This is a genomic window from Hylemonella sp. P2_B10 (assembly GCF_056404875.1).
Map to the genome: position 1 here is coordinate 304,941 of NZ_JBFUDE010000005.1, position 20,129 is coordinate 325,069.

Annotated in this window: 12 protein-coding genes; 9 read left to right on the top strand and 3 right to left on the bottom strand. The window is 66.6% G+C overall.

Going from position 1 to position 20,129, the window contains the following annotated elements:
- Window positions 1–251: 251 nt before the first annotated feature.
- A complete protein-coding gene (glnE, locus tag AC1DX2_RS22560; protein ID WP_477198661.1) occupies window positions 252–3,029 on the bottom strand; it encodes a bifunctional [glutamate--ammonia ligase]-adenylyl-L-tyrosine phosphorylase/[glutamate--ammonia-ligase] adenylyltransferase in 2,778 nt (925 codons plus the stop codon).
- A 130-nt stretch (window positions 3,030–3,159) separates the two neighbouring features.
- On the opposite strand from glnE, the gene AC1DX2_RS22565 reads away from it, so the two are divergent.
- Both AC1DX2_RS22565 and AC1DX2_RS22570 read left to right on the top strand, forming a co-directional pair.
- The gene (locus AC1DX2_RS22565; RefSeq protein WP_477198662.1) at window positions 3,160–7,254 is read left to right on the top strand and encodes a YhdP family protein; all 4,095 of its coding nucleotides are present in this window, start codon (window positions 3,160–3,162) and stop codon (window positions 7,252–7,254) included.
- On the top strand, window positions 7,251–8,093 hold the full coding sequence (locus AC1DX2_RS22570) for a carbon-nitrogen hydrolase family protein (protein WP_477198663.1): 843 nt from the start codon (window positions 7,251–7,253) through the stop codon (window positions 8,091–8,093). Before AC1DX2_RS22565 ends, AC1DX2_RS22570 begins: the two co-directional genes overlap by 4 nt.
- A gap of 10 nt (window positions 8,094–8,103) precedes the next feature.
- On the opposite strand, the gene AC1DX2_RS22575 is transcribed toward AC1DX2_RS22570, so the two are convergent.
- Window positions 8,104–8,265: a hypothetical protein gene (locus AC1DX2_RS22575; protein ID WP_477198664.1), complete on the bottom strand. Its 162-nt coding sequence runs from the start codon at window positions 8,263–8,265 to the stop codon at window positions 8,104–8,106.
- Between AC1DX2_RS22575 and mltA the strand changes: the two genes are divergently transcribed.
- The gene (gene mltA / locus AC1DX2_RS22580) at window positions 8,198–9,481 is read left to right on the top strand and encodes a murein transglycosylase A (protein ID WP_477198714.1); all 1,284 of its coding nucleotides are present in this window, start codon (window positions 8,198–8,200) and stop codon (window positions 9,479–9,481) included. The genes AC1DX2_RS22575 and mltA overlap by 68 nt on opposite strands.
- A 51-nt stretch (window positions 9,482–9,532) precedes the next feature.
- A complete protein-coding gene (locus tag AC1DX2_RS22585) occupies window positions 9,533–9,868 on the top strand; it encodes an antibiotic biosynthesis monooxygenase family protein (RefSeq protein WP_477198665.1) in 336 nt (111 codons plus the stop codon).
- On the opposite strand, the gene AC1DX2_RS22590 is transcribed toward AC1DX2_RS22585, so the two are convergent.
- Window positions 9,869–10,357 carry an Lrp/AsnC family transcriptional regulator gene (locus AC1DX2_RS22590; protein WP_477198666.1) on the bottom strand — a complete coding sequence of 163 codons (489 nt, stop codon included), beginning with the start codon at window positions 10,355–10,357 and terminating at the stop codon, window positions 9,869–9,871. It abuts the gene before it with no gap.
- A gap of 187 nt (window positions 10,358–10,544) precedes the next feature.
- On the opposite strand from AC1DX2_RS22590, the gene AC1DX2_RS22595 reads away from it, so the two are divergent.
- The 5 genes from AC1DX2_RS22595 to AC1DX2_RS22615 all read left to right on the top strand — a co-directional run bounded on the left by AC1DX2_RS22595 (window position 10,545) and on the right by AC1DX2_RS22615 (window position 20,112).
- A complete protein-coding gene (locus AC1DX2_RS22595; RefSeq protein WP_477198667.1) occupies window positions 10,545–14,132 on the top strand; it encodes an indolepyruvate ferredoxin oxidoreductase family protein in 3,588 nt (1,195 codons plus the stop codon).
- A 241-nt stretch (window positions 14,133–14,373) separates the two neighbouring features.
- Window positions 14,374–14,706 carry a preprotein translocase subunit YajC gene (gene yajC, locus AC1DX2_RS22600; protein WP_477198668.1) on the top strand — a complete coding sequence of 111 codons (333 nt, stop codon included), beginning with the start codon at window positions 14,374–14,376 and terminating at the stop codon, window positions 14,704–14,706.
- Window positions 14,707–14,749: 43 nt separating this feature from the next.
- A complete protein-coding gene (gene secD, locus AC1DX2_RS22605; protein ID WP_477198669.1) occupies window positions 14,750–16,639 on the top strand; it encodes a protein translocase subunit SecD in 1,890 nt (629 codons plus the stop codon).
- Between the two features lie 16 nt (window positions 16,640–16,655).
- Complete coding sequence (gene secF / locus AC1DX2_RS22610) at window positions 16,656–17,615, top strand: protein translocase subunit SecF (protein WP_477198670.1); 960 nt, start codon at window positions 16,656–16,658, stop codon at window positions 17,613–17,615.
- Window positions 17,616–17,646: 31 nt separating this feature from the next.
- Complete coding sequence (locus tag AC1DX2_RS22615; RefSeq protein ID WP_477198671.1) at window positions 17,647–20,112, top strand: DUF1631 family protein; 2,466 nt, start codon at window positions 17,647–17,649, stop codon at window positions 20,110–20,112.
- Window positions 20,113–20,129: the final 17 nt, after the last annotated feature.

Below are 20,129 nucleotides of genomic sequence, written 5' to 3' on the forward strand. Positions count from 1 at the left end.
AGGCCGAAGCGGCACTCGGCTCCGCGGCTGTCCCCCGGGCCTACGGCCCTCCTCCTTGATGCCGCTGCGCCGAGCGCCGCATCGACCTGATCTTGCCAACCTGGCTGGCGTGCCGGCGCTGCGCGTGCCAATTGACCCGATGTCGCTGGGGCGTGTGGCGGAGGGAAATCAAGGAGGAGGGCCGCAGGCCCGGGGGACATTCCCGTAGCCACGCGCCCCAGCGGCGTCGGCAACCGCAGAAGGTCGGCTGCTCAGGCCGTCACGGGTTGCAACACATGCGCCCAAAGCGCCAACACCGCTTCGCGCTCATGCACCACACTGTCCGGCAGCACTTGCGTAGGCGCCTCATCCAGCCGCGCCTTGTGCTGAATCTGCCGCAGCCGGCGATAAGCATCGGCCGCCGCATGGCCCACGCCCTCGGGCAGCAGGCCAGCAGCTTCTGCACGTAGCAGCAGCGCGATGTTGCCCACGTTGTCGATCAGCTCGGGATGTTCGGCCCCATGCGCCAGCACCAGATACTGCACGGCAAACTCCACGTCCACCATGCCGCCGGGGCTGTGCTTGACGTCGAACTGGTCGCCCTTGACTGGGCGGGCGGCGCGCACCTTGTCGCGCATGGCGGTGATCTCATGGCGCAGGTCGTCGGCGTTGCGTGGCGCCACGATCACTGATTTGCGGATGGCGTCGAAGCGCTGGCGCAGCGTGTCGTCGCCCAGCACCAGGCGGGCGCGCGTCATGGCCTGATGTTCCCACACCCAGGCGGTGTTGCTGCCGCGCTGCTGCTGGTAGTTGGCATAGGCCTCGAAGCTGGTGATCAGCAGGCCCGAGCCGCCGTTGGGCCGCAGCGCGGTGTCGATCTCATAGAGGTCGCCCTCGCCGGTCTTCACCGTCAGCCAGTTGATCAGCTTGCGCACCAGGGCGGCATACACCTCGGGGGCGCGCTCGTCCTCGTCGGCATAGGCGAACACGATGTCCAGGTCGCTGCCGTAGCCCAGCTCCTTGCCGCCCAGCTTGCCGTAGCCGATGATGGCCAGTTGCGGCTCGTCGCGGTGGCGGTTCTTCAGCCGCTCCCAGCACCAGCGTGTGGTGATGCACAGCACGGTGTCGGCCAAGGCGCTCAGGTCGTCGGCCACCTGCTCCACCGTCAGGCGGCCTTCCAGGTCGCGCGCCAGCGTGCGAAACACTTCTGCATGGTGGGCACGGCGCAGCAGGTTCAGCAGCGCTTCGTCATCATCCTCACCGGTGATGTGCAACGAGGTGCGGCGTTGTGTCAGGTCGCGCTCGAAGTCCCGCGCCACAAAGCGCTCGCCCAGCATGGCGCTGTTGGCCAGCTCATCGATGACGCCGGGGTGCAGTTGCAGGTAGCGTGCCGGCCAGCGGGCCGCGCCCAGCAGGCGCAGCAGCCGCTCGTGCACGGAGGGGCGTTCCAGCAGCAGGGCCAGGTAGCTTTCACGGCGCAGCAGCGCTTCTATCCAGTCGGTCAGGCGTATCGCGGCCTCTTCGCTGGCGCGTCCCTCGCTCAGCCACTGGGCGGTGCGCGCCAGCAGGCGCAGCAGGCGGGCGCGCGACTCGTCGCGCAGCGCCAGCACGCGCGGGTGGTCGCGCCAGGCCGTCACCCGGGCGCGCAGCCCTTCGGGCATCTGCGCCAGCAGGTCGTCGATATCGGTGTGCGCCGGGGCTGGCTGGGGTTTACCGCCGTTGCAGCCCTTGCCCTTGCAGCTGCCATCGCCCGCGCCGCCCAGCAGCTTGTCGAACTCTTGGGCCACCACCTCGCGGTGCATGTCCAGCTGGCACAGGAAGGCGCAGGTGCTCTCGAACCCCAGGCTGTGGGCCAGCCAGTCCAGGTCGGCGTCGTCGGTGGGCAGCACGTGGGTCTGCTGGTCGTCCAGGTACTGGATGCGGTGCTCCACCCGGCGCAGGAACACATAGGCCTGCTCCAGCGCCTGGGCCGATTCGGCTGGCATCAGCCCGGCGCGGGCCAGCCGGGGCAGCGCGCCGCAGGTGGGGCGGGTGCGCAACTCGGGGAACTGGCCACCGCGCACCACCTGCAGCAGTTGCACGATGAATTCGATCTCACGTATGCCGCCGCGCGACAGCTTGACGTCGTTGGCGCGCTCGGGCCGCCCGGTGCTGCGGCGGGTGGCGTTTTCGCGTATCTGGCGGTGCAGCGTGCGCAGCGACTCGAACACGTTGTAGTCCAGGTACTTGCGGAACACGAAGGGCAGCACGGTGTTGCGCAGGCCGGCGGCGCTGCCGTCCAGCACGCTGCGCGAGGGCGCGATGATGCGGCTCTTCAGCCAGGCAAAGCGCTCCCATTCGCGGCCCTGGATGTGGAAGTATTCTTCCAGCGCACCGAGCGAGATCGCCGGCGGGCCGGAATTGCCGTTGGGCCGCAGCGCCAGGTCCAGCCGGAACACAAAGCCGTGCTCGGTGGGTTCACCCACCAGCGCATAAATGCCGCGCACCGCCTTGGCGAAATACTCCTGGTTGGAAATCCGTCCGCGCTGCTCGGCCGTGCCGGCGGTCTCGCCGTCTTCCCCATACAGGTAAATCAGGTCGATGTCGCTGGAGACATTGAGCTCGCGCGCGCCCAGCTTGCCCATGCCCACCACCCAGAAGGCGCTGCGCTGGCCGTCCGGTCCAAGCGGGGCGCCGTGCTGCGCGTCCAGTGTGGCCAGCACCTGGTCGCAGGCCTGGTCCAGCGCAAACTCGGCCAGTTCGGTCATGGCCTGGGTCACCACCCTCAAATCGGCGCCCTGGTCGCAGTCCAGCACGGCCAGCCGCTCCAGCACCAGCTGGCGGCAGATGCGCAGCGCAGCGCCGGCTTCAAAGCCCCGCGCGCGCAATTGCGCCGCGCACGCCTCCATGGCGGCGCGCACCGGCACACCGGGGGGCAACAGCGCCAGCTCAGCGGCGTAACGGCGGCGTATGCGCTCAGCGTAGCGCGAGTGGCTGGAGAAGGCGCGCGCGTCCAGGACTTCCGGCTGGGCCGTGTCCGGCGTGGGGTCGCAGGAAACAGTTGGTTGCATCAGCTGCGGCACGTGGCGCGTGGTTTCTGCTCAAAGGTCAAGCCCGGTGATAATTCTTGCTCGGTACCGGTCCTCAATGAATGACTTGACATCTTTTCCTCTGCCTTGGCGCAAGACACTGGCGAGCCTGTTGAAAGGCTCACTCTGGCTGTTGTTGGCGGTCACCTTGTTGCTGGTGTTGGCTTGGGGTGCCTTGCATGCTGTGATTGTGCCGCGAATCAGCGAACTTCGCCCGGAGCTGGAGTCATGGACTTCCCGTAGGCTGGGGGTTCCGGTGCGCATAGGCGCGGTGCAGGCGCGCTCAGCCGGCATGGTGCCGTCCTTCGAGCTCAGCGACGTGCAGTTGTTCGACCCCGCCGGCCGCCCGGCCCTGCGCCTGCCCCGGGTGCTGGTGGCCTTGTCGCCGCGCTCGCTGCTGAACCTGGGCTTCGAGCAGCTGTACATCGACAGCCCCGAACTGGACCTGCGTCGCACCAAGGACGGCAAAATCCTCGTCGCCGGCCTGGACTTTTCCCACGGCGCTGAAGCCGACACCGGTGCGGTGGATTGGTTCTTCTCGCAAACCGAGTTCGCTATCCGCAACGGCAGCGTGCGCTGGACCGACGAGAAGCGCGACGTGCCCACCCTGGCCCTGCAGCAGGTGGACCTGGTGCTGCGCAACGGCCGCCTGCAGCACGGCATGCGACTGGATGCCACGCCGCCGCCGGCCTGGGGCGAGCGTTTCACGCTGATGGGGAGCTTCCGCCAGCCGCTGCTGTCGACCCGCAACGGCAATTGGCGCGAATGGGACGGCCAGGTCTATGCGGCGGCGGCGCGGGTGGATGTGTCGCAACTGCGCCGCTATGCCGACCTCGGCGTGGACGTGGCCCAGGGCAACGGTGCCATGCGCGGCTGGGTGGATTGGAGCCGTGGCCGCGTCACCGGCGCCACCGCCGACCTGGGCCTGGGCGAGGTCAGCGTCACGCTGGGGGCGGGCCTGCAGCCGCTGGACCTGCGCTCGCTGGTGGGGCGGCTGGAGTTGCGGCTCAACGACAAGGGTGGCGAGTTCAGCACCCGCGGCCTGCAGTTCGACACCAGTGATGGCGTGCACTGGCCGGGTGGCAATCTTCGCGTGGTCTACCAGCTGGACAAAAACCAGTCACCGGTGCGCACAGAGGTTTGGGCCGACAAGATGGACCTGGCGGCGTTGTCGCAGATCACCAACCGCCTGCCGGTGGGCGCTAAGGCGCATGCAGCGCTGACGGCCTACGCGCCCAAAGGCCTGGTGGAGCGGCTGCATGCCAGTTGGGAAGGCAGCGCGGACGCCAAGCTGAAATTTGCCGCCCAGGGCCGCGTGACGCAGTTGGCCATTGCGGCGCAGCCCGTGGCCGGCGACCCTGGCGACGGCCACCACACCGGCACGCCGGGTGTGCGCAACGCCAATGTGGAGTTTGACCTGACCGAGACCGGGGGCCGCGCCAGCATCGCGCTGGTCAATGGCGCGGTGGATTTCCCCGGCGTGTTCGAGGAGCCGGTGCTGCCTTTTGCCAGCCTGAGCGCCGACGCTCAGTGGAAGGTGGACGGCCAGCGCATCAGCGTGCGCGTGCCCAGCCTGAAATTCAGCAACGACGATGCGCAGGGCGAAGCCCTGGTTGACTGGAAGACTGCCGAGGGTGCCGCTGGCAAGCCGCGCTTTCCCGGCGTGCTGGATCTGCAGGGCAGCTTAAGCCGTGGCGATGGCGCCCGGGTGTGGCGCTACCTGCCGCTGGTGCTGGGGCGTGACGCGCGCGACTATGTGCACAACGCCGTCACCACAGGTACCGTCAGCGGTGTCAAGTTCAAGCTGAAGGGGGACCTGAACGACATGCCGTTCGCGGATCCCAAGCTGGGCGAGTTCCGCATCACGGCCAACGTCCAGAACGTCAACTACACCTATGTGCCACGCAACCTGCAGCCCGCCGCCGAGCCGCCGTGGCCGACGCTGAACCAGCTGACCGGCGAGTTTGTGATGGACCGGGTGCAGCTGCAGCTGAAGAACGTGCGCGGTCGCATCGGCCCTGGCCCGGGCCTGCAGATCACCAAGGTGGATGCCACCATCGCCGACGTGCGCCATGGCGTGGTGCAGGTGGCCGCCGACTTCAAGGGGCCGTTGAACGAACTGCTGTTGGCGCTGGCCAGTTCGCCGGTGGACACCATGATCAACAAGGTGCTGTCCAAGGCCACCGCCAGCGGCACCGCCGACTACCGGCTGAAGCTGAACCTGCCGCTGGCCAACCTGGAAAAAAGCACCGTGCAGGGCTCGGTGCTGCTGAACAACAACGACGTGCAGATGCGCCCGGACACGCCGCGCATGCAGCGCGCGCGCGGCAACATCAACTTCACCGAGGCCGGCTTTGCCATCGTCGGCGGCCAGGCCCGTGCGTTGGGCGGCGACGTGCGCGTGGAAGGCGGCCAGACCAAGGACGGCATTTTGCTGAAGCTGCAGGGCACGGCCACCGCCGAGGGCCTGCGCCAGGCCAAGGAGTTGGGGCTGGTGGCCAAGCTGGCGCAACGCGCCAGTGGCGGTGCCGCCTACACCGGCCTGCTGGGCTTCAAGGGTGGCGAGATGGAATTGACGGTGCTGAGCAATCTGCAGGGCCTGGGGCTGAACCTGCCGGCGCCGCTGGCCAAGGCGGCTGACAGCGCGCTGCCGTTGAGGGTGGAAAAGACCGTGTTGAAAGAATCGCTGCAGGTGCTGCCCGGCGGCGCCATGCACTTGCAGGACCAGTTGGCGCTGGAGTTGGGGCGGGTGGCTTCGGCCACCTATGTGCGCGACCTGTCGGGCGCCGAGGCGCGTGTGCTGCGCGGTAGTCTGCGGCTGGGCGCGGCCATGGAAGAGCCGCAGGTGCTGCCCGACGAGGGCGTGTTCGCCAATGCCATCGTCGGCAACGTGAACCTGGACGCCTGGGGCGCCGTGGTGTCCGAACTGGGCGGCGCCTCCTTGGGCACGCTGGTGGCGCCCGTGGGCAGCACCCGTGCCAGCCCGGAAGCGAACCTGGTGCTCGGCTACCTGCCCAACAACCTGGCCGTGCGCGCCAAGGAGTTGACCGGTGGTGGTCACAAGTTCAGCAACGTGGTGGCGGGTGGCTCGCGTGAGGGCCTGACCTGGCGCGCCAACATCGACGCCAGGGAGCTCAGCGGCTACGCCGAATACCGCCAGTCCGCCGGCAACAACCCCGGCCGCGTCTACCTGCGGCTGGCCCGCGCCACGCTGAGCCCCTCCAGCGAGGCAGAGGTGGAAAACCAGCTGGACGAGCAGCCGGCCAGCATCCCGGCATTTGACGTCGTGGTGGATGATTTTGAGTTCAGCGGCAAGAAGCTGGGCCGCATCGAAATTGATGCCGTCAACCGGGGCGCCGGTGCCGGTGCCGCGCGCGATGGCGCGCCACGCGAGTGGCGGCTGAACAAGTTCAACATCAGCACGCCCGAGGCGCAGTTCACCGGCAGCGGCAACTGGGCGACGCTCAATGCCCAGGGCCAGTCCGCCGGCACCACAGCCCTGCCGCGCGGCCAGGGCGAGCGCCGCCGCACGGTGCTGAATTTCAAGCTGGACATTGCCGATGCCGGGGCCTTGCTGACCCGCTTTGGCATGAAGGACGTGGTGCGCCGGGGCAAGGGCAACATGGAGGGGCAGCTGGCCTGGGTGGGCTCGCCGCTGTCGCCGGACTACCCTTCCATGGCCGGCAGCTTCAACGTCAAGGTGGAGTCCGGCCAGTTCCTGAAGAACCCGCCGCCGGGCCTGGCCAAGCTGCTGGGCGTGCTCAGCCTGCAGTCACTGCCGCGTCGCCTGACGCTGGACTTCAAGGACGTCTTCAGCGAGGGCTTTGCGTTCGATTTGTTTGGCGGCGACGTGGCCATCGAGCAAGGCATCGCCAAGACCAACAACCTGCAGATGAAGGGCGTCAACGGCGTGGTGTTCATGGACGGCCGCACCGACATCGCCAAGGAAACCCAGGACATCAAGGTGGTGGTCATCCCCGAGATCAACGCTGGAACAGCATCGTTGATCGCCACCTGGATCAACCCGGCCGTGGGTCTCACCACCTTCCTGGGCCAGTTGTTCCTGCGCAAGCCGCTGATCGAGGCCAACACCAAGGAATTCCATATCGCCGGCACCTGGGCCGACCCCAAGTTCACCGAGGTGGACCACAGCAAGGCGCCCGCCGAAAAGGCCGCCAGCGTCGACAAACCGGAGACCGTGCGATGAAAGTGGCTGCCATTCAAATGGTGTCGGGCACCCAGCTGCAGGCCAACCTGGAGACGGCACGCGAACTGCTGGCGCAGGCGGCCGGTCAGGGGGCTGAGCTGGCGCTGCTGCCCGAGTACTTCTGCCTGTTGGGCCAGCGTGACACCGACAAGCTGGGCATCCAGGAGCCCTTCGGCAGCGGCCCCATCCAGGACTTCCTGGCCGATTGCGCCCGCACGCTGGGTCTGTGGCTGGTGGGCGGCACGCTGCCGCTGACGGTGCCGGTGGCTGAACTGCCGGCTGGTGGGGACGCCGGTCGGCGGGTGTACAACAGTTCGCTGGTGTTTTCGCCGCAGGGCCAGTGTGTGGCGCGCTACGACAAGATGCACCTGTTCCGCTACGACAACGGCCGTGAGCGCTATGACGAGTCAGCGGTGTTGCAGCGTGGCAGCACGCCGGTGCTGTTTGAGTTGACGGCGCGTGATGCCCAGGTGTGGCGCGTGGGCATGAGCGTGTGCTACGACCTGCGCTTTCCGGAGTTGTACCGGGGCTACGCCGCGCAAGGGGCTGACCTGCTGTTGGTGCCCAGCGCCTTCACCCACACGACAGGCCAGGCGCATTGGGAGGTGTTGCTGCGCGCCCGCGCGATCGAAAACCTGGCCTTCGTTGCCGCGGCGGCGCAAGGTGGCTCGCATGACAACGGCCGCAAGACCTGGGGCCAGTCGCTGCTGGCCGACCCCTGGGGCCAAGTGCTGGCGCAGTTGCCCACCGGTGCCGGCGTGGTGTTGCACGAATTGGAGCGGGCCAGCCTGTTGGAGCGGCGCGGCCAGTTGCCGGCGCTGACCCACCGGCTGCTGTGATGCCGGCCGGTCAGGGCTTCTGGTCGGGGGTATCCGGTTTGGCGGGCGGCTGCCCTTCCTCGTCGCGCGGCTTGTCCAGCTCACCTCCCTTGCGGCCAGAGAACATCGTCCACCAGACGATCAGCACCAGCAACAGCATGGCGCCCAAGGCCTCCAGAATAATCACACCCATGAACCCCAACCTCCTGCGCCACGCGCTGTGCAGCCTGATTGTAGGAAGCTTGGCCGCCTGCACCACCACGCCGGTGCCGCCGCGCGAGCAGCCAGCGGCAGTGGCGCAGCCCGCCACCCCGGCAGTCTCACCCGTGCCGGCACCCACGCCAGCGTCGGCCACGCCTGCACCGGACCCTATCGGCCAACTGCTGTCTGACAGCGCCCCGCTGGGGCCAGTGATGGCCCAGCCGCGCAGCCGCTGGACGCCGGTGCGCTGGTCCGACTTGCCCGGCCTGAACGACGACCCGCTGCCCGAAGCCTGGAACGCCTGGCTGAAGAGCTGTGAGCGGCCGGCTCCGGTGTTCGCGCCCCTGTGCAAGGACGTGCGACGCCTGAGCATTGCGCCGCTGGAAGAGCGGCTGCAATGGCTGACCAGCCGGCTGCAGCCGTACCGGGTGGAGTCGCTGCAAGGTGGCGACGAGGGCGTGCTCACCGGCTACTTCGAGCCGCAACTGGACGCCTCTCGCACTGCGGGCGGCAAATTCACCTACCCGCTGTACCAGACGCCGGCTCAGTTGGCCCGGCGCAAGCCCTGGTACACCCGGCAGGAGGCCGACACGCTGTCCGCCGCCCAGGCGGCGTTGCGCGGGCGTGAGATCGCCTACCTGGACAACCCCGTGGACGTGTTGATTCTGCAGACCCAGGGGTCGGGGCGGCTGCGCATCACCGAGCCCGACGGTTCGCAACGGCTGGTGCGCCTGTCCTATGCCGGGTCGAACGACCAACCGTTCAAAAGCGCCGGCCGTTGGCTGCTGGACCAGGGCGCGCTGCGCGACGGCTCCTGGCCGGCCATCAAGCAGTGGGCGGCGCAAAACCCCGGCCGCGTCAACGACCTGCTGTGGTCCAACCCGCGCATCGTGTTCTTTCGCGAAGAACTGCTGGACGAATTCGCGGCCGCGTTCGGCCCGCGCGGCACCCAGGGCGTGCCGTTGACGCCTGGGCGCTCCATCGCAGTGGATGCCGGCAGCGTGCCGGTGGGCACGCCGGTGTGGATCAGCTCCAGCGGCCCGCTGCTCAGCCTGCAAAAGCTGGTGCTGGCGCAGGACACCGGCGGCGCCATCAGCGGCGGTGTGCGGGCCGATTACTTCACCGGTTGGGGCCCGCAGGCGGCCGAGGTGGCCGGGCGGCTGCGCCAGCCGCTGCGCATGTGGGTGTTGTGGCCCAGAAACCAATAACCTTGGGGACAGACCGGAGCGCAGCGGAGCTCTGTCCCCAACCGATCAAGCATGACTGACGTCGCCAACACACCCTTCTGCGCCATCTACCGCTGGCGCCTGCATCCCGGTTCCGAAGACAGTTTCGTGCGCGCCTGGACACGGGTGACGCAGTTGTTGCGCGAACAGCGCGGCTCGCTGGGGTCGCGCCTGCACCGGGGGCCGGACGGCATCTGGTACAGCTACACGCAGTGGCCATCGGCGCAGGCCAAGGCAGACGGCCTGGCGCGCCCTTCAGTCGATCCGCAAGCCTGGCAGCAATTGCGCGACGCCATTGCCGAAAGCCTGCCGGAGATCGTGCTGGAACCGGTGGCGGACTTTCTGGCGCCATTGCCCGGCCAGCCATAGTTAGCCGCCCACAGCCTTTTGCAGATGCCCCAGCGGTAAAGCGCTGCTGGCTTTCACCTCGCCGAGCGAAAAGCTGGTGTGCAAATCCTTCACATTGGGCAGGTTGATCAGCACCTCGCGCGCCAGGTGTGAAAACGTGTCCAGGTCGCGGCACACCACCTGCAGCTCGAAGGTGCCGGCGCCGCTGATGTAGTGGCAGGACACCACGTCCGGGATCTTGCGAATGGCTTCTTCCAGCTCGCGCGTCACGTTGCCGGTGTTGCGGTCGGCGTCCAGCCGCACGAAGGCCAGCACGCCCAGGCCAATCTTCTGCCGGTCGATCTCGGCGTGGTAGCCCTTGATGAAGCCCTGCTCCTCCAGCGCCCGGGTGCGGCGCCAGCAGGGCGCAGCCGACAGGCCCACGCGCTGGGCCAGTTCGGCGTTGGTCAGGCGGGCATTGGCCTGCAGTTCTGCCAGGATGGCCAGGTCAAACTTGTCGAGTGTTTCCAAGATTGGCAAATTTTAGCAAGATTCTTGCTCAATACGGCAATCTCTGAACAAACAAAGCAAACACCTGTCGGGAAACTCCGCATACACTTTGCGGTCAAAAGGAGGCCGCCCTTACCCCGGGTGGCTTTCGTCCGTCACTGCGCCCACAAGGCACTTCGGCCCCCATCAAAGAGAGAGACACGCACACATGAATGCACCGCTGCCCGAGCACATCCGCAAAGCGCTGGAAACCGTCACGCTGGATGACAAATATTCCTTGGATTACGGCCGCGCCTTCATGAGCGGGGTACAGGCCCTGGTCAAGCTGCCCATGCTGCAGCAACTGCGCGACCAACGCATGGGCAAGAACACCGCCGGCTTCATCAGCGGCTACCGTGGCTCGCCGCTGGGCGGCTATGACCAGGCGCTGGTCAAGGCGTCGAAATATTTGAAGCAGCGCAACATTGTGTTCCAGCCCGGCGTCAACGAAGAGCTGGCCGCCACGGCGGTGTGGGGCACACAGCAGCTGGGCTTTGCGCCGCCTGGCAGCAATAAGTTCGACGGCGTGTTCGGCATCTGGTACGGCAAGGGCCCGGGCGTGGACCGTTGCTCCGATGTTTTCAAGCATGCCAACATGGCCGGCACCTCGCCGCTGGGTGGCGTGATCGCCATCGCGGGTGACGACCACGTGGCCAAGAGTTCCACCGCCGCCCACCAGAGCGACCACATCTTCAAGGCCTGTGGCCTGCCGGTGTTCTTCCCGGCCACGGTGCAGGAGATCCTGGACCTGGGCATCCATGCCTTTGCCATGAGCCGCTTTTCTGGCGTCTGGACCGGCATGAAGACGATCCAGGAGATCGTCGAGTCCAGTGCCACCACGATGATCGACCCCGAGCGCGTCAACATCGTCATCCCCGAGGATTTCGCCATGCCGCCTGGCGGCGTGCACATCCGCTGGCCGGACGTGCCGCTGGAGCAGGAAGCCCGCCTGTTCGACTACAAGTGGTACGCCGCGCTGGCCTACATCCGCGCCAACAAGCTGAACCACAACGTCATCGAAGGCAAGAACGACCGTTTTGGCGTCATTGCCAGCGGCAAGGCCTACAGCGACACCCGCCAGGCGCTGATGGACCTGGGCCTGGACGACGACACCTGCCGCCAGCTGGGCATACGCTTGCACAAGGTCGGCGTGGTGTGGCCGCTGGAGGCGCAGCTGACGCGCGAGTTCGCCACCGGCCTGCAAGAAATCCTGGTGGTGGAGGAAAAGCGCCAGGTCATCGAATACCAGATCAAGGAAGAGCTGTACAACTGGCGCAGCGATGTGCGGCCCAATGTGTATGGCAAGTTCACCGAGGGCGAGGGCGATTTCTCCGGCGGCGAATGGTCCACCCCCAACCCCACCGCCAACACGCTGTTGCGCGCCAAGGCCGACCTGTCGCCGGCCATGATCGCGCGCGCGCTGGCCCAGCGGGTGAAGAAGCTGGGCTTGGACAGCGACATGGCGGCCCGCATCGACACCCAGCTGGCCATCCTGGAGGCCAAGGAGCGCTCCATGCAGGTGCTGGAGGTCAAGGCCGAGCGCCAGCCGTGGTTTTGCTCCGGCTGCCCGCACAACACGTCCACCCGCGTGCCCGAGGGCTCGCGCGCCATGGCTGGCATCGGCTGCCACTACATGACGATCTGGATGGACCGCTCCACCTTCGCCTTCACACAGATGGGCGGCGAGGGCGTGCCGTGGGTGGGCCAGCAGCCTTTCTGCAATGACCAACACATTTTCGCCAACCTGGGTGACGGCACCTACTTCCACAGCGGCCTGCTGGCGATACGCCAGTCCATTGCGGCCGGCGTCAACATCACCTACAAGATCCTGTACAACGACGCCGTCGCCATGACCGGCGGCCAGCAGGTCGGTGAGCGGGCCGAAGGCCACTCGGTGGTGCAGATCGCGCATTCGGTGCAGGCCGAGGGCGCGGTCAAGATCGTGGTGGTCACCGATGACCCCGACAAGTACGAGAACGTGACGCTGCCCGCCGGCATCACGGTGCACCACCGCGACGAGCTGGACACCATCCAGCGCGAGTTCCGCGAGCTCAAGGGCACCAGCATCATCATCTACGACCAGACCTGCGCCACCGAGAAGCGTCGCCGCCGCAAGCGCGGCAGCATGGTGGACCCGGCCAAGCGCGTGGTCATCAACGAGCTGGTGTGCGAGGGCTGTGGCGACTGCAGCGTGCAGTCCAACTGCCTGAGCGTGGAGCCGCTGGAGACCGAGTTCGGCCGCAAGCGCCAGATCAACCAGAGCAGCTGCAACAAGGACTACAGTTGCGTCAAGGGCTTCTGCCCCAGCTTCATCACGGTGGAGGGCGGCAAGCTGAGGAAGGCTGACAAGGCCAAGGCGCCGTCGCCGCTGGACCTGGGCGCGCTGCCCGAGCCCACCTTGCCGTCCATGCGCGCGGGCACCGACAGCACCGCCAATGTGTGGGGCATCATCGTCGCCGGTGTCGGCGGCACCGGCGTCATCACCATTGGCCAGCTGCTGGGCGTGGCCGCGCACCTGGAGGGCAAGGGCATCGTCACCCAGGACGCCGGTGGCCTGGCGCAAAAGGGTGGCGCCACCTGGAGCCATGTGCTGATAGGCGCAAACCAGGACGACATCCGCACCACCCGCGTGGGCATGGCCGGCGCCGACCTGGTGATTGGCTGCGACCCCATCACCGCCGCCGGCAAGGAAACCATGATGCGCATGTGGGAGGGCCGCACCCATGTGGCGCTGAACAGCAGCGCCCAGCCCACCGCCGCTTTCGTCACCAATGCCAATTGGCAGAACCCGGCTGAGGCCTGCACCGCTGAAATCGTCAAGGCCGTCGGCGCCGCCGGCATTGGCGCCTTCAACGCCGATGCCATGGCCACGCAGCTGATGGGCGACAGCATCTACACCAACCCGATGATGCTGGGCTACGCCTGGCAGCGCGGCTGGGTGCCGCTGGAGCGCGCCTCCATCCTGCGCGCCATCGAGCTCAACGGCGTGGCCGTGGAGCAGAACAAGACGGCCTTCGAGTGGGGCCGCCAGGCCGCGCACGACGGCGCCGCCGTGGCCAAGCTGCTGAACCCCGGCCAGGTGGTGGCGTTCAAGAAGCGTGACTCGCTGGACGACATGCTGGCCAAGCGCGTGGAATTCCTCACCGCCTACCAGAACGCCGCGTATGCCGACACCTACAAGGCCTTCGTGCTGCGCGTCAAACAGGCCGAGGAGGCCCTGGGTGGCGCAAAGGGTTTGCCGTTGGCCGAGGCCGTGGCGCGCTACCTGTTCAAGCTGATGGCCTACAAGGATGAGTACGAAGTGGCCCGCCTGCACACCGACAAGACCTTCCGCGACAAGGTCAACGGCATGTTCGAAGGCGACTTCAAGCTGAATTACCACCTGGCGCCGCCGCTGCTGGCCAAGAAGAACGAAAAAGGCGAGCTGCAAAAGAAGCAATTCGGCCCGGCCATGGGCCTGGCGTTCAAGCTGCTGGCGCCGCTGAAGGTGTTGCGCGGTACGCCGCTGGACGTGTTTGGCATGACGCATGAGCGCCGCACCGAGCGCGCGCTGATTGGCGAGTACAAGGCTTCCATCGAAGAAATCCTGGCAACGCTTTCCACCGACAAGCTGTCGGCCGCGCTGGACGTGGCCCGCATCCCGGAGCAGATTCGCGGCTTTGGCCACGTGAAGGAGCGCCACCTGAAGGCCGCGCGCGCCCAATGGGCGCAGGCCATGGAGCGCTTCCGCGCCGGCGCGTTGCAAAAGGCGGCTTGATCACGCGCCATGCGTGGCCTTGGGACCGGTTGAAGGCGGGGCGACGGCGGCCGGGGTTTTCCCCGAGTCGCCCTTGAACTGGGCCGCGAGCGGCACCAATTGACCTTCGCCGGCTGGGGTTTTTGGCAGGCCGTGGAGCCGCTTACAATCTTAGGCTGCCCGCATGGCGGCTTGCTCTGACGCAAGCCGGTATGGTTGTGCGCGTATTTCTCCCATTTCGAATCTTGTTCTGGAGCTGCCAGTGATTATTTCTTCTGCCTTCGCGCAAAGCGTTCCCGCCGCTGGCGGTACCGACATGGCGTCCTTGCTGGGCGGCCCGCTGCCCATGCTGGTCATCATGCTGGTGGCCATGTACTTCCTCATCATCCGGCCGCAGCAAAAGAAGGCCAAGGAAACCCGCGCCATGCTGGACGCGCTGGCCAAGGGCGACGAGGTGGTCACCGCCGGGGGTCTGCTGGGCAAGGTGACCAAGCTGGGTGACAGCCATCTGGGCCTGGAAGTGGCCGACGGCGTTGAGCTGCAGGTGCAGCGCAGCGCCGTCGTGCAGGTGTTGCCCAAGGGCAGCATCAAGTAATCAAGACCCCTTCACGGGCGGCCGGTAACGGCTGCAAGCGATCATGAACCGTTATCCGGTGTGGAAGTACGCGATCATCGTGATCGCCTTGTTGGTGGGGGCTTTGTACACCCTGCCCAATTTCTTTGGCCAGGCGCCTTCAGTGCAGGTGTCGTCGGCCAAGCCCACCGTCAAGGTGGACGCGGCCGTGCTGGCCCGGGTGGACGCCACGCTGAAAGCTGCCAAGCTGACGCCTGACGCATTGGCACTGGACGGCGCCTTCGTCAAGGCCCGCTTTGCCTCCACCGACGACCAGTTGAAGGCCAAGGACGCGGTGGAAAAGGCGCTGGTGACCGACCCGAGCGACCCCGGCTACGTGGTGGCGCTGAACCTGCTGTCGCGCTCGCCGGCCTGGCTGGCCAGCATCTTCTATTCGAGGCCCATGTACCTGGGCCTGGACCTGCGCGGCGGTGTGCACTTCATGCTGCAGGTGGACATGCCCGGCGCGCTGGCCAAGAAGGCCGATGCGCTGGCCGGTGACTTGCGCACCGTGCTGCGCGAGAAGAACGTGCGCCACAGCGGCATCAACAAGGTGGAGCAGACGGTGGAAATCCGCTTCCGCGACGCCGCCACCATGGAGGCTGCCAAGCGCATCATCCAGGACCAGTTCGCCGACCTGCAGACGGTGGAGGTGCCCGAAGGTACTGACTACAAGATGACCGCCAGCATCAAGCCGGAGGCGGCGCGCCGCATCCAGGACCAGGCGCTCAAGCAGAACATCACCACGCTGCACAACCGCATCAACGAACTGGGCGTCAACGAGCCGGTGATACAGCAGCAGGGCCTGGACCGCATCGTGGTGCAGCTGGCCGGCATCCAGGACGTGACGCGCGCGAAAGACCTGATTGGCCGCACCGCCACGCTGGAATTCCGTGCCGTGGACATGAGCGCCGAAGCCTCGGCCGCCGCCGCTGGCACCGGCGCCGTGCCGTTCGGCGACGAGCGCTTCCTGGAGAAGGACGGCCGCCCGGTGATCGTCAAGAAGCAGGTCATCGTGGGCGGCGAGGCCCTGACCGACGCCCAGCCCGGTTTCGATTCGCAGACCCAGCAGCCCAAGGTGGACCTGACCATGGACGCCAAGGGTGGGCGCATCATGAAGGACTTCAGCCGCGACAACATCCACAAGAACATGGCCATCGTGCTGTTCGAGAAGGGCAAGGGCCAAGTGATCTCCAACGCGGTGATCCAGGGCGAGCTGAGCAACCGCTTCCAGATCTCCGGCTCCATGGGCCCGGCCGAGGCCAACGACCTGGCGCTGCTGCTGCGCGCCGGCGCGCTGGCCGCGCCCATGACCATCATCGAGGAGCGCACCATAGGCCCCAGCCTGGGCGCCGAGAACATCCAGAAGGGCTTTGACTCGGTGACCTGGGGCTTTGTTGCCGTGGCCGCCTTCATGTGTGTGTACTACATGCTGTTCGGCCTGTTCTCCAGCCTGTCGCTGGTGGTCAACCTGCTGCTGCTGGTGGCGGTGCTGTCCATGCTGCAGGCCACGTTGACGCTGCCTGGCATGGCCGCCATGGCCCTGGTTCTGGGCATGGCGATCGACGCCAACGTGCTGATCAATGAGCGCGTGCGCGAAGAGCTGCGCAACGGCAAGACGCCGCAAGAGGCCATCCACAACGGCTACGACCGCGCCTGGGCCACCATCATCGACTCCAACGTCACCACGCTGATCGCCGGTGTGGCGCTGCTGGCTTTCGGTTCGGGTCCGGTGCGTGGCTTTGCCGTGGTGCACTGCCTGGGCATTCTGACCAGCATGTTCTCCGGCGTGTTCTTCTCGCGCGGCCTGGTCAACCTGTGGTACGGTCGCAAAAAGAAGCTCAAGAGTGTGTCGATAGGCACGGTGTGGCGACCAGCCGGCGCAAACACGGCCAGCCCGGCCAAGGCCGATTGAGAGAGGGACGAGCCAAATGGAATTTTTCAAAATCCGCCGTGACATCCCGTTCATGCGGCATGCGCTGGTGTTCAACGCCGTCTCGCTGCTGACCTTTCTGGCCGCCGTGTTCTTCCTGTTCTCGCGCGGCCTGCACTTTTCGGTGGAATTCACCGGCGGCACGCTGATGGAGGTCAGCTATTCGCAGCCGGCCGACCTGAACGCCGTGCGCGCCACCGTCACCAAACTGGGCATTGGCGACGTGCAGGTGCAGAATTTCGGCACCGCCAAGGACGTGCTGATTCGCATGCCGGCGCCCAAGGGCAGCACCGCCGACCGCCAGAGCGACGACGTCATCAAGGCGCTGAAGGCGGCTGACCCGTCGGCCGAACTGCGGCGCAAGGAGTTCGTCGGTCCGCAGGTGGGCGACGAGCTGGCCACCGATGGCCTGAAGGCGCTGGCCTTCGTGGTGGTGGGCATCATGATCTACCTGGCGATTCGTTTCGAATGGAAATTCGCCGTTGCCGCCATCATCGCCAACCTGCACGACGTCATCATCATCCTGGGCTTCTTTGCTTTCTTCCAGTGGGAATTCTCACTGCCGGTGCTGGCGGCGGTGCTGGCGGTGCTGGGTTATTCGGTCAACGAGTCAGTGGTGGTGTTCGACCGCATCCGCGAGAACTTCCACCGACTGCGCAAGCTCAGCACGCGCGAGATCATCGACAACGCCATTACCGCCACCATCAGCCGCACCATCATCACCCACTTCTGCACGCAGCTGATGGTGGTCTCCATGCTGCTGTTTGGTGGCGAGACGCTGCACTATTTCGCCATGGCCCTGACCATCGGCATCCTGTTTGGCATCTATTCGTCGGTGTTCGTGGCTGCCGCCATCGCCATGTGGCTGGGCATCAAGCGTGAGGACCTGATCAAGGGGGACGGCGGCGCCAAGAAGGCGGATGACCCCAACGATCCCAACGCTGGTGCTACAGTCTGACTGAACCAGCCCCGGCATCATAGAATTGCGCATGGCCAGCACCCCCTCCTTCGCTCAGCGCGCGAGATTGGCACAGGAAACGCGTGAGCGTTTCGTGGCCGAGGCCAGCCGCGCCATGAACGATCTGGGTGCGATCGTGCAGGAGCGCCTGACCGCCCTGATGAATGAGGTGGCCTCGGCGCGCGACATGCAGCACCGGCGCGATGTCTGGACCACCTACCAGCGCGCGCGTGCCGCCTGGGTGGACGGCACCATGAAGCTGTGGCGCAATGCGCTGCGACCCGACCCCAAGAAAAAAGCCGAGCCGGTCGCCAAGAGCAGCGGCAGCAGTGGCTTTGGCGACGCCAGCTTCGAGTTGGTGGGCACCGAGGTGGTGGAAAACAAGATCCTGGCCTCACGCCTGGTGCTCAGCGTGATGGAGAAGGTCAGCGGCCAACTCGACGACTTGCGCCTGCGCATCAAGTTCCTGGAAAGCATCGAGGAGCTGGAGAGCGGCGACGTGCTGCAGCCTGAGGTGCTGATCCTGTTGATGGTGGAGCAATGGGCCAGCGCCGGCATGCCGCGCGACGCCTGGGGCCTGGTCAACGACACGGTGCACAAGCTGATGACCGAGCGGCTGGTGCCGGCCTACACCAAGGCCAATGAATACCTGATCAGCCAGGGCGTGATGCCCACCATCGAGCTGAAGGACCGCGTCAAGCGCGCATCGCCCACAGCACCCAGCGGCCGGGGGCCGCTGGCACACCCCTCTTCCGGCAGCGGTGACACCAGTGGGCGTGCCCCGCTGGGCAGCGATCGCGGCAACCCCGGCGCCGGTCACCAAGGTGGCAACCCTCAAGGTGGCCGCCCGTCCGGCGCTTTCGGTGGACGCCTGGGTTGGGGCGGCGACGCCCCGCCGTCGGGCGGTCAGGCTGGCTACGGCGCGCAGGACGAAACCCGCATGATGACCTCCAGCACGCCGCTGGCGCGCGCGCGCAGCCGCGCGCAAGGTGTGCTGGGGCAGTTGAAGCGCCTGCTGGTGGGGCGCGTAGATGCCGATTTCGAGGCCACGTCGTACCAACAGGCCTCTCCGGCGCTGGCGGCAGCCATTGCCCGGCGGCCCCGGCCCGAAGGCGTGCCGGCGGGCGGCGGTGGCGGTGTGGCGGGCGTGGCCTATGCGGACACCGATGCCGGCACCATGGTGGACGATTTCACGCCGGCCGGCGTGGCCCGGGTGGCCGGACGGCTGCGCGCGGAAACCGCCGAGCTGAAGAAAAAGGCCGAGACCAAGAACGAGAAAGCGACGATCGAGATCGTCGCGCTGATGTTCCAGGCCATCCTGACCGAGGAGCGCATTCCGCCGGGCATACGCGTGTGGTTCTCGCGCCTGCAGATGCCGGTGCTGCGGGTGGCGCTGGAAGAACCCGACTTCTTCAGCAGCCTGGACCACCCGGCGCGCCAGTTGATCGACCGCATGGGCTCGGTGGTGCTTGGCTTTGATGCCTCCGGCGTGCACGGCGGCGCGCTGGAAAAGGAAGTCAAACGCATTGTGCAGGTCATCGAGCAGTATCCCGAGACCGGCAAGCGGGTGTACCAGCTGGTGTATGAGGAGTTCCAGAAATTCCTGGCCACCTTCCTGACCGAGAAACAGGCCACCCAGAAGGTGGTCAGTGTCGCGCAGCAGGTGGAGCAGAAGGAAACGCTGGCGATCCAGTACACCATTGAGATGCGCAACATGCTCAAGGAAATCCCCGTGCGCGAGGAGATCCGCGAGTTCCTGTTCAAGGTCTGGGCCGAGGTGCTGGCGGTGGCGGCGGTGCGCAAGGGCCCGCAGCATGCCGAGACCGTGACGCTGAAGAAATCAGCCTCCGACCTGGTGTGGGCCGCCAGCGCCAAGCCCAACCGGGCCGACCGCGCCCGCGTCATTCAGGATTTGCCGCAACTGCTGCAGCGCCTGCGCTCGGGCATGACGCTGCTGGGCTTGCCGCCCGCCGAGCAGGAAGTCCACATCAAGACGGTCAGCGACACGCTGGCCGACGCCTTCCTGTCCAAGACCCAGGCCATCCCGCAGGCGCAGATCGACGACATGGCCAAGCGCCTGGCCAACCTGGAAGATTTCGTCAGCGAAGATGGCATGGGTGACCTGCCACTGGACGCCGAAAGCATAGAGATGATGCTGGGCATCGAGGCCTCCACCATCGACGTCATCGCCGATGGCGGCTCCAAGCCCACGCCGGCCATGCTGTCCTGGGCGCAAGAGCTGCAACTGGGCGCCTGGTTCACGCTGGACCACAATTCGCATGTGACGCCGGTGCAGTTTGCCTGGCGCAGCGATCGCAAGCACCTGAACCTGTTTGCCGCCAGCAGTGGCCACAGTTACCTGATACAGGCCGGGCGCCTGGCCGCCTACCTGCAGGCCGGCCTGTTGCTGCCGCAGGAGGAAGAGACGCTGACGGTGCGCGCCACGCGCGATGCGCTGGCCAAGCTGGAAGCCAATCCGGAGCGGCTGCTGGAGTGACAGGGTCCGCGGACAAA

Bases quoted from the DNA above. Each gene is read 5' to 3' on its own strand.
- AC1DX2_RS22575 (WP_477198664.1), bottom strand. From the start codon at position 8,265: ATGGGTGTGATTATTCTGGAGGCCTTGGGCGCCATGCTGTTGCTGGTG.
- AC1DX2_RS22570 (WP_477198663.1), top strand. From the start codon at position 7,251: ATGAAAGTGGCTGCCATTCAAATGGTGTCGGGCACCCAGCTGCAGGCC.
- secD (WP_477198669.1), top strand. From the start codon at position 14,750: ATGAACCGTTATCCGGTGTGGAAGTACGCGATCATCGTGATCGCCTTG.
- glnE (WP_477198661.1), bottom strand. From the start codon at position 3,029: ATGCAACCAACTGTTTCCTGCGACCCCACGCCGGACACGGCCCAGCCG.
- AC1DX2_RS22615 (WP_477198671.1), top strand. From the start codon at position 17,647: ATGGCCAGCACCCCCTCCTTCGCTCAGCGCGCGAGATTGGCACAGGAA.
- secF (WP_477198670.1), top strand. From the start codon at position 16,656: ATGGAATTTTTCAAAATCCGCCGTGACATCCCGTTCATGCGGCATGCG.
- AC1DX2_RS22585 (WP_477198665.1), top strand. From the start codon at position 9,533: ATGACTGACGTCGCCAACACACCCTTCTGCGCCATCTACCGCTGGCGC.
- AC1DX2_RS22595 (WP_477198667.1), top strand. From the start codon at position 10,545: ATGAATGCACCGCTGCCCGAGCACATCCGCAAAGCGCTGGAAACCGTC.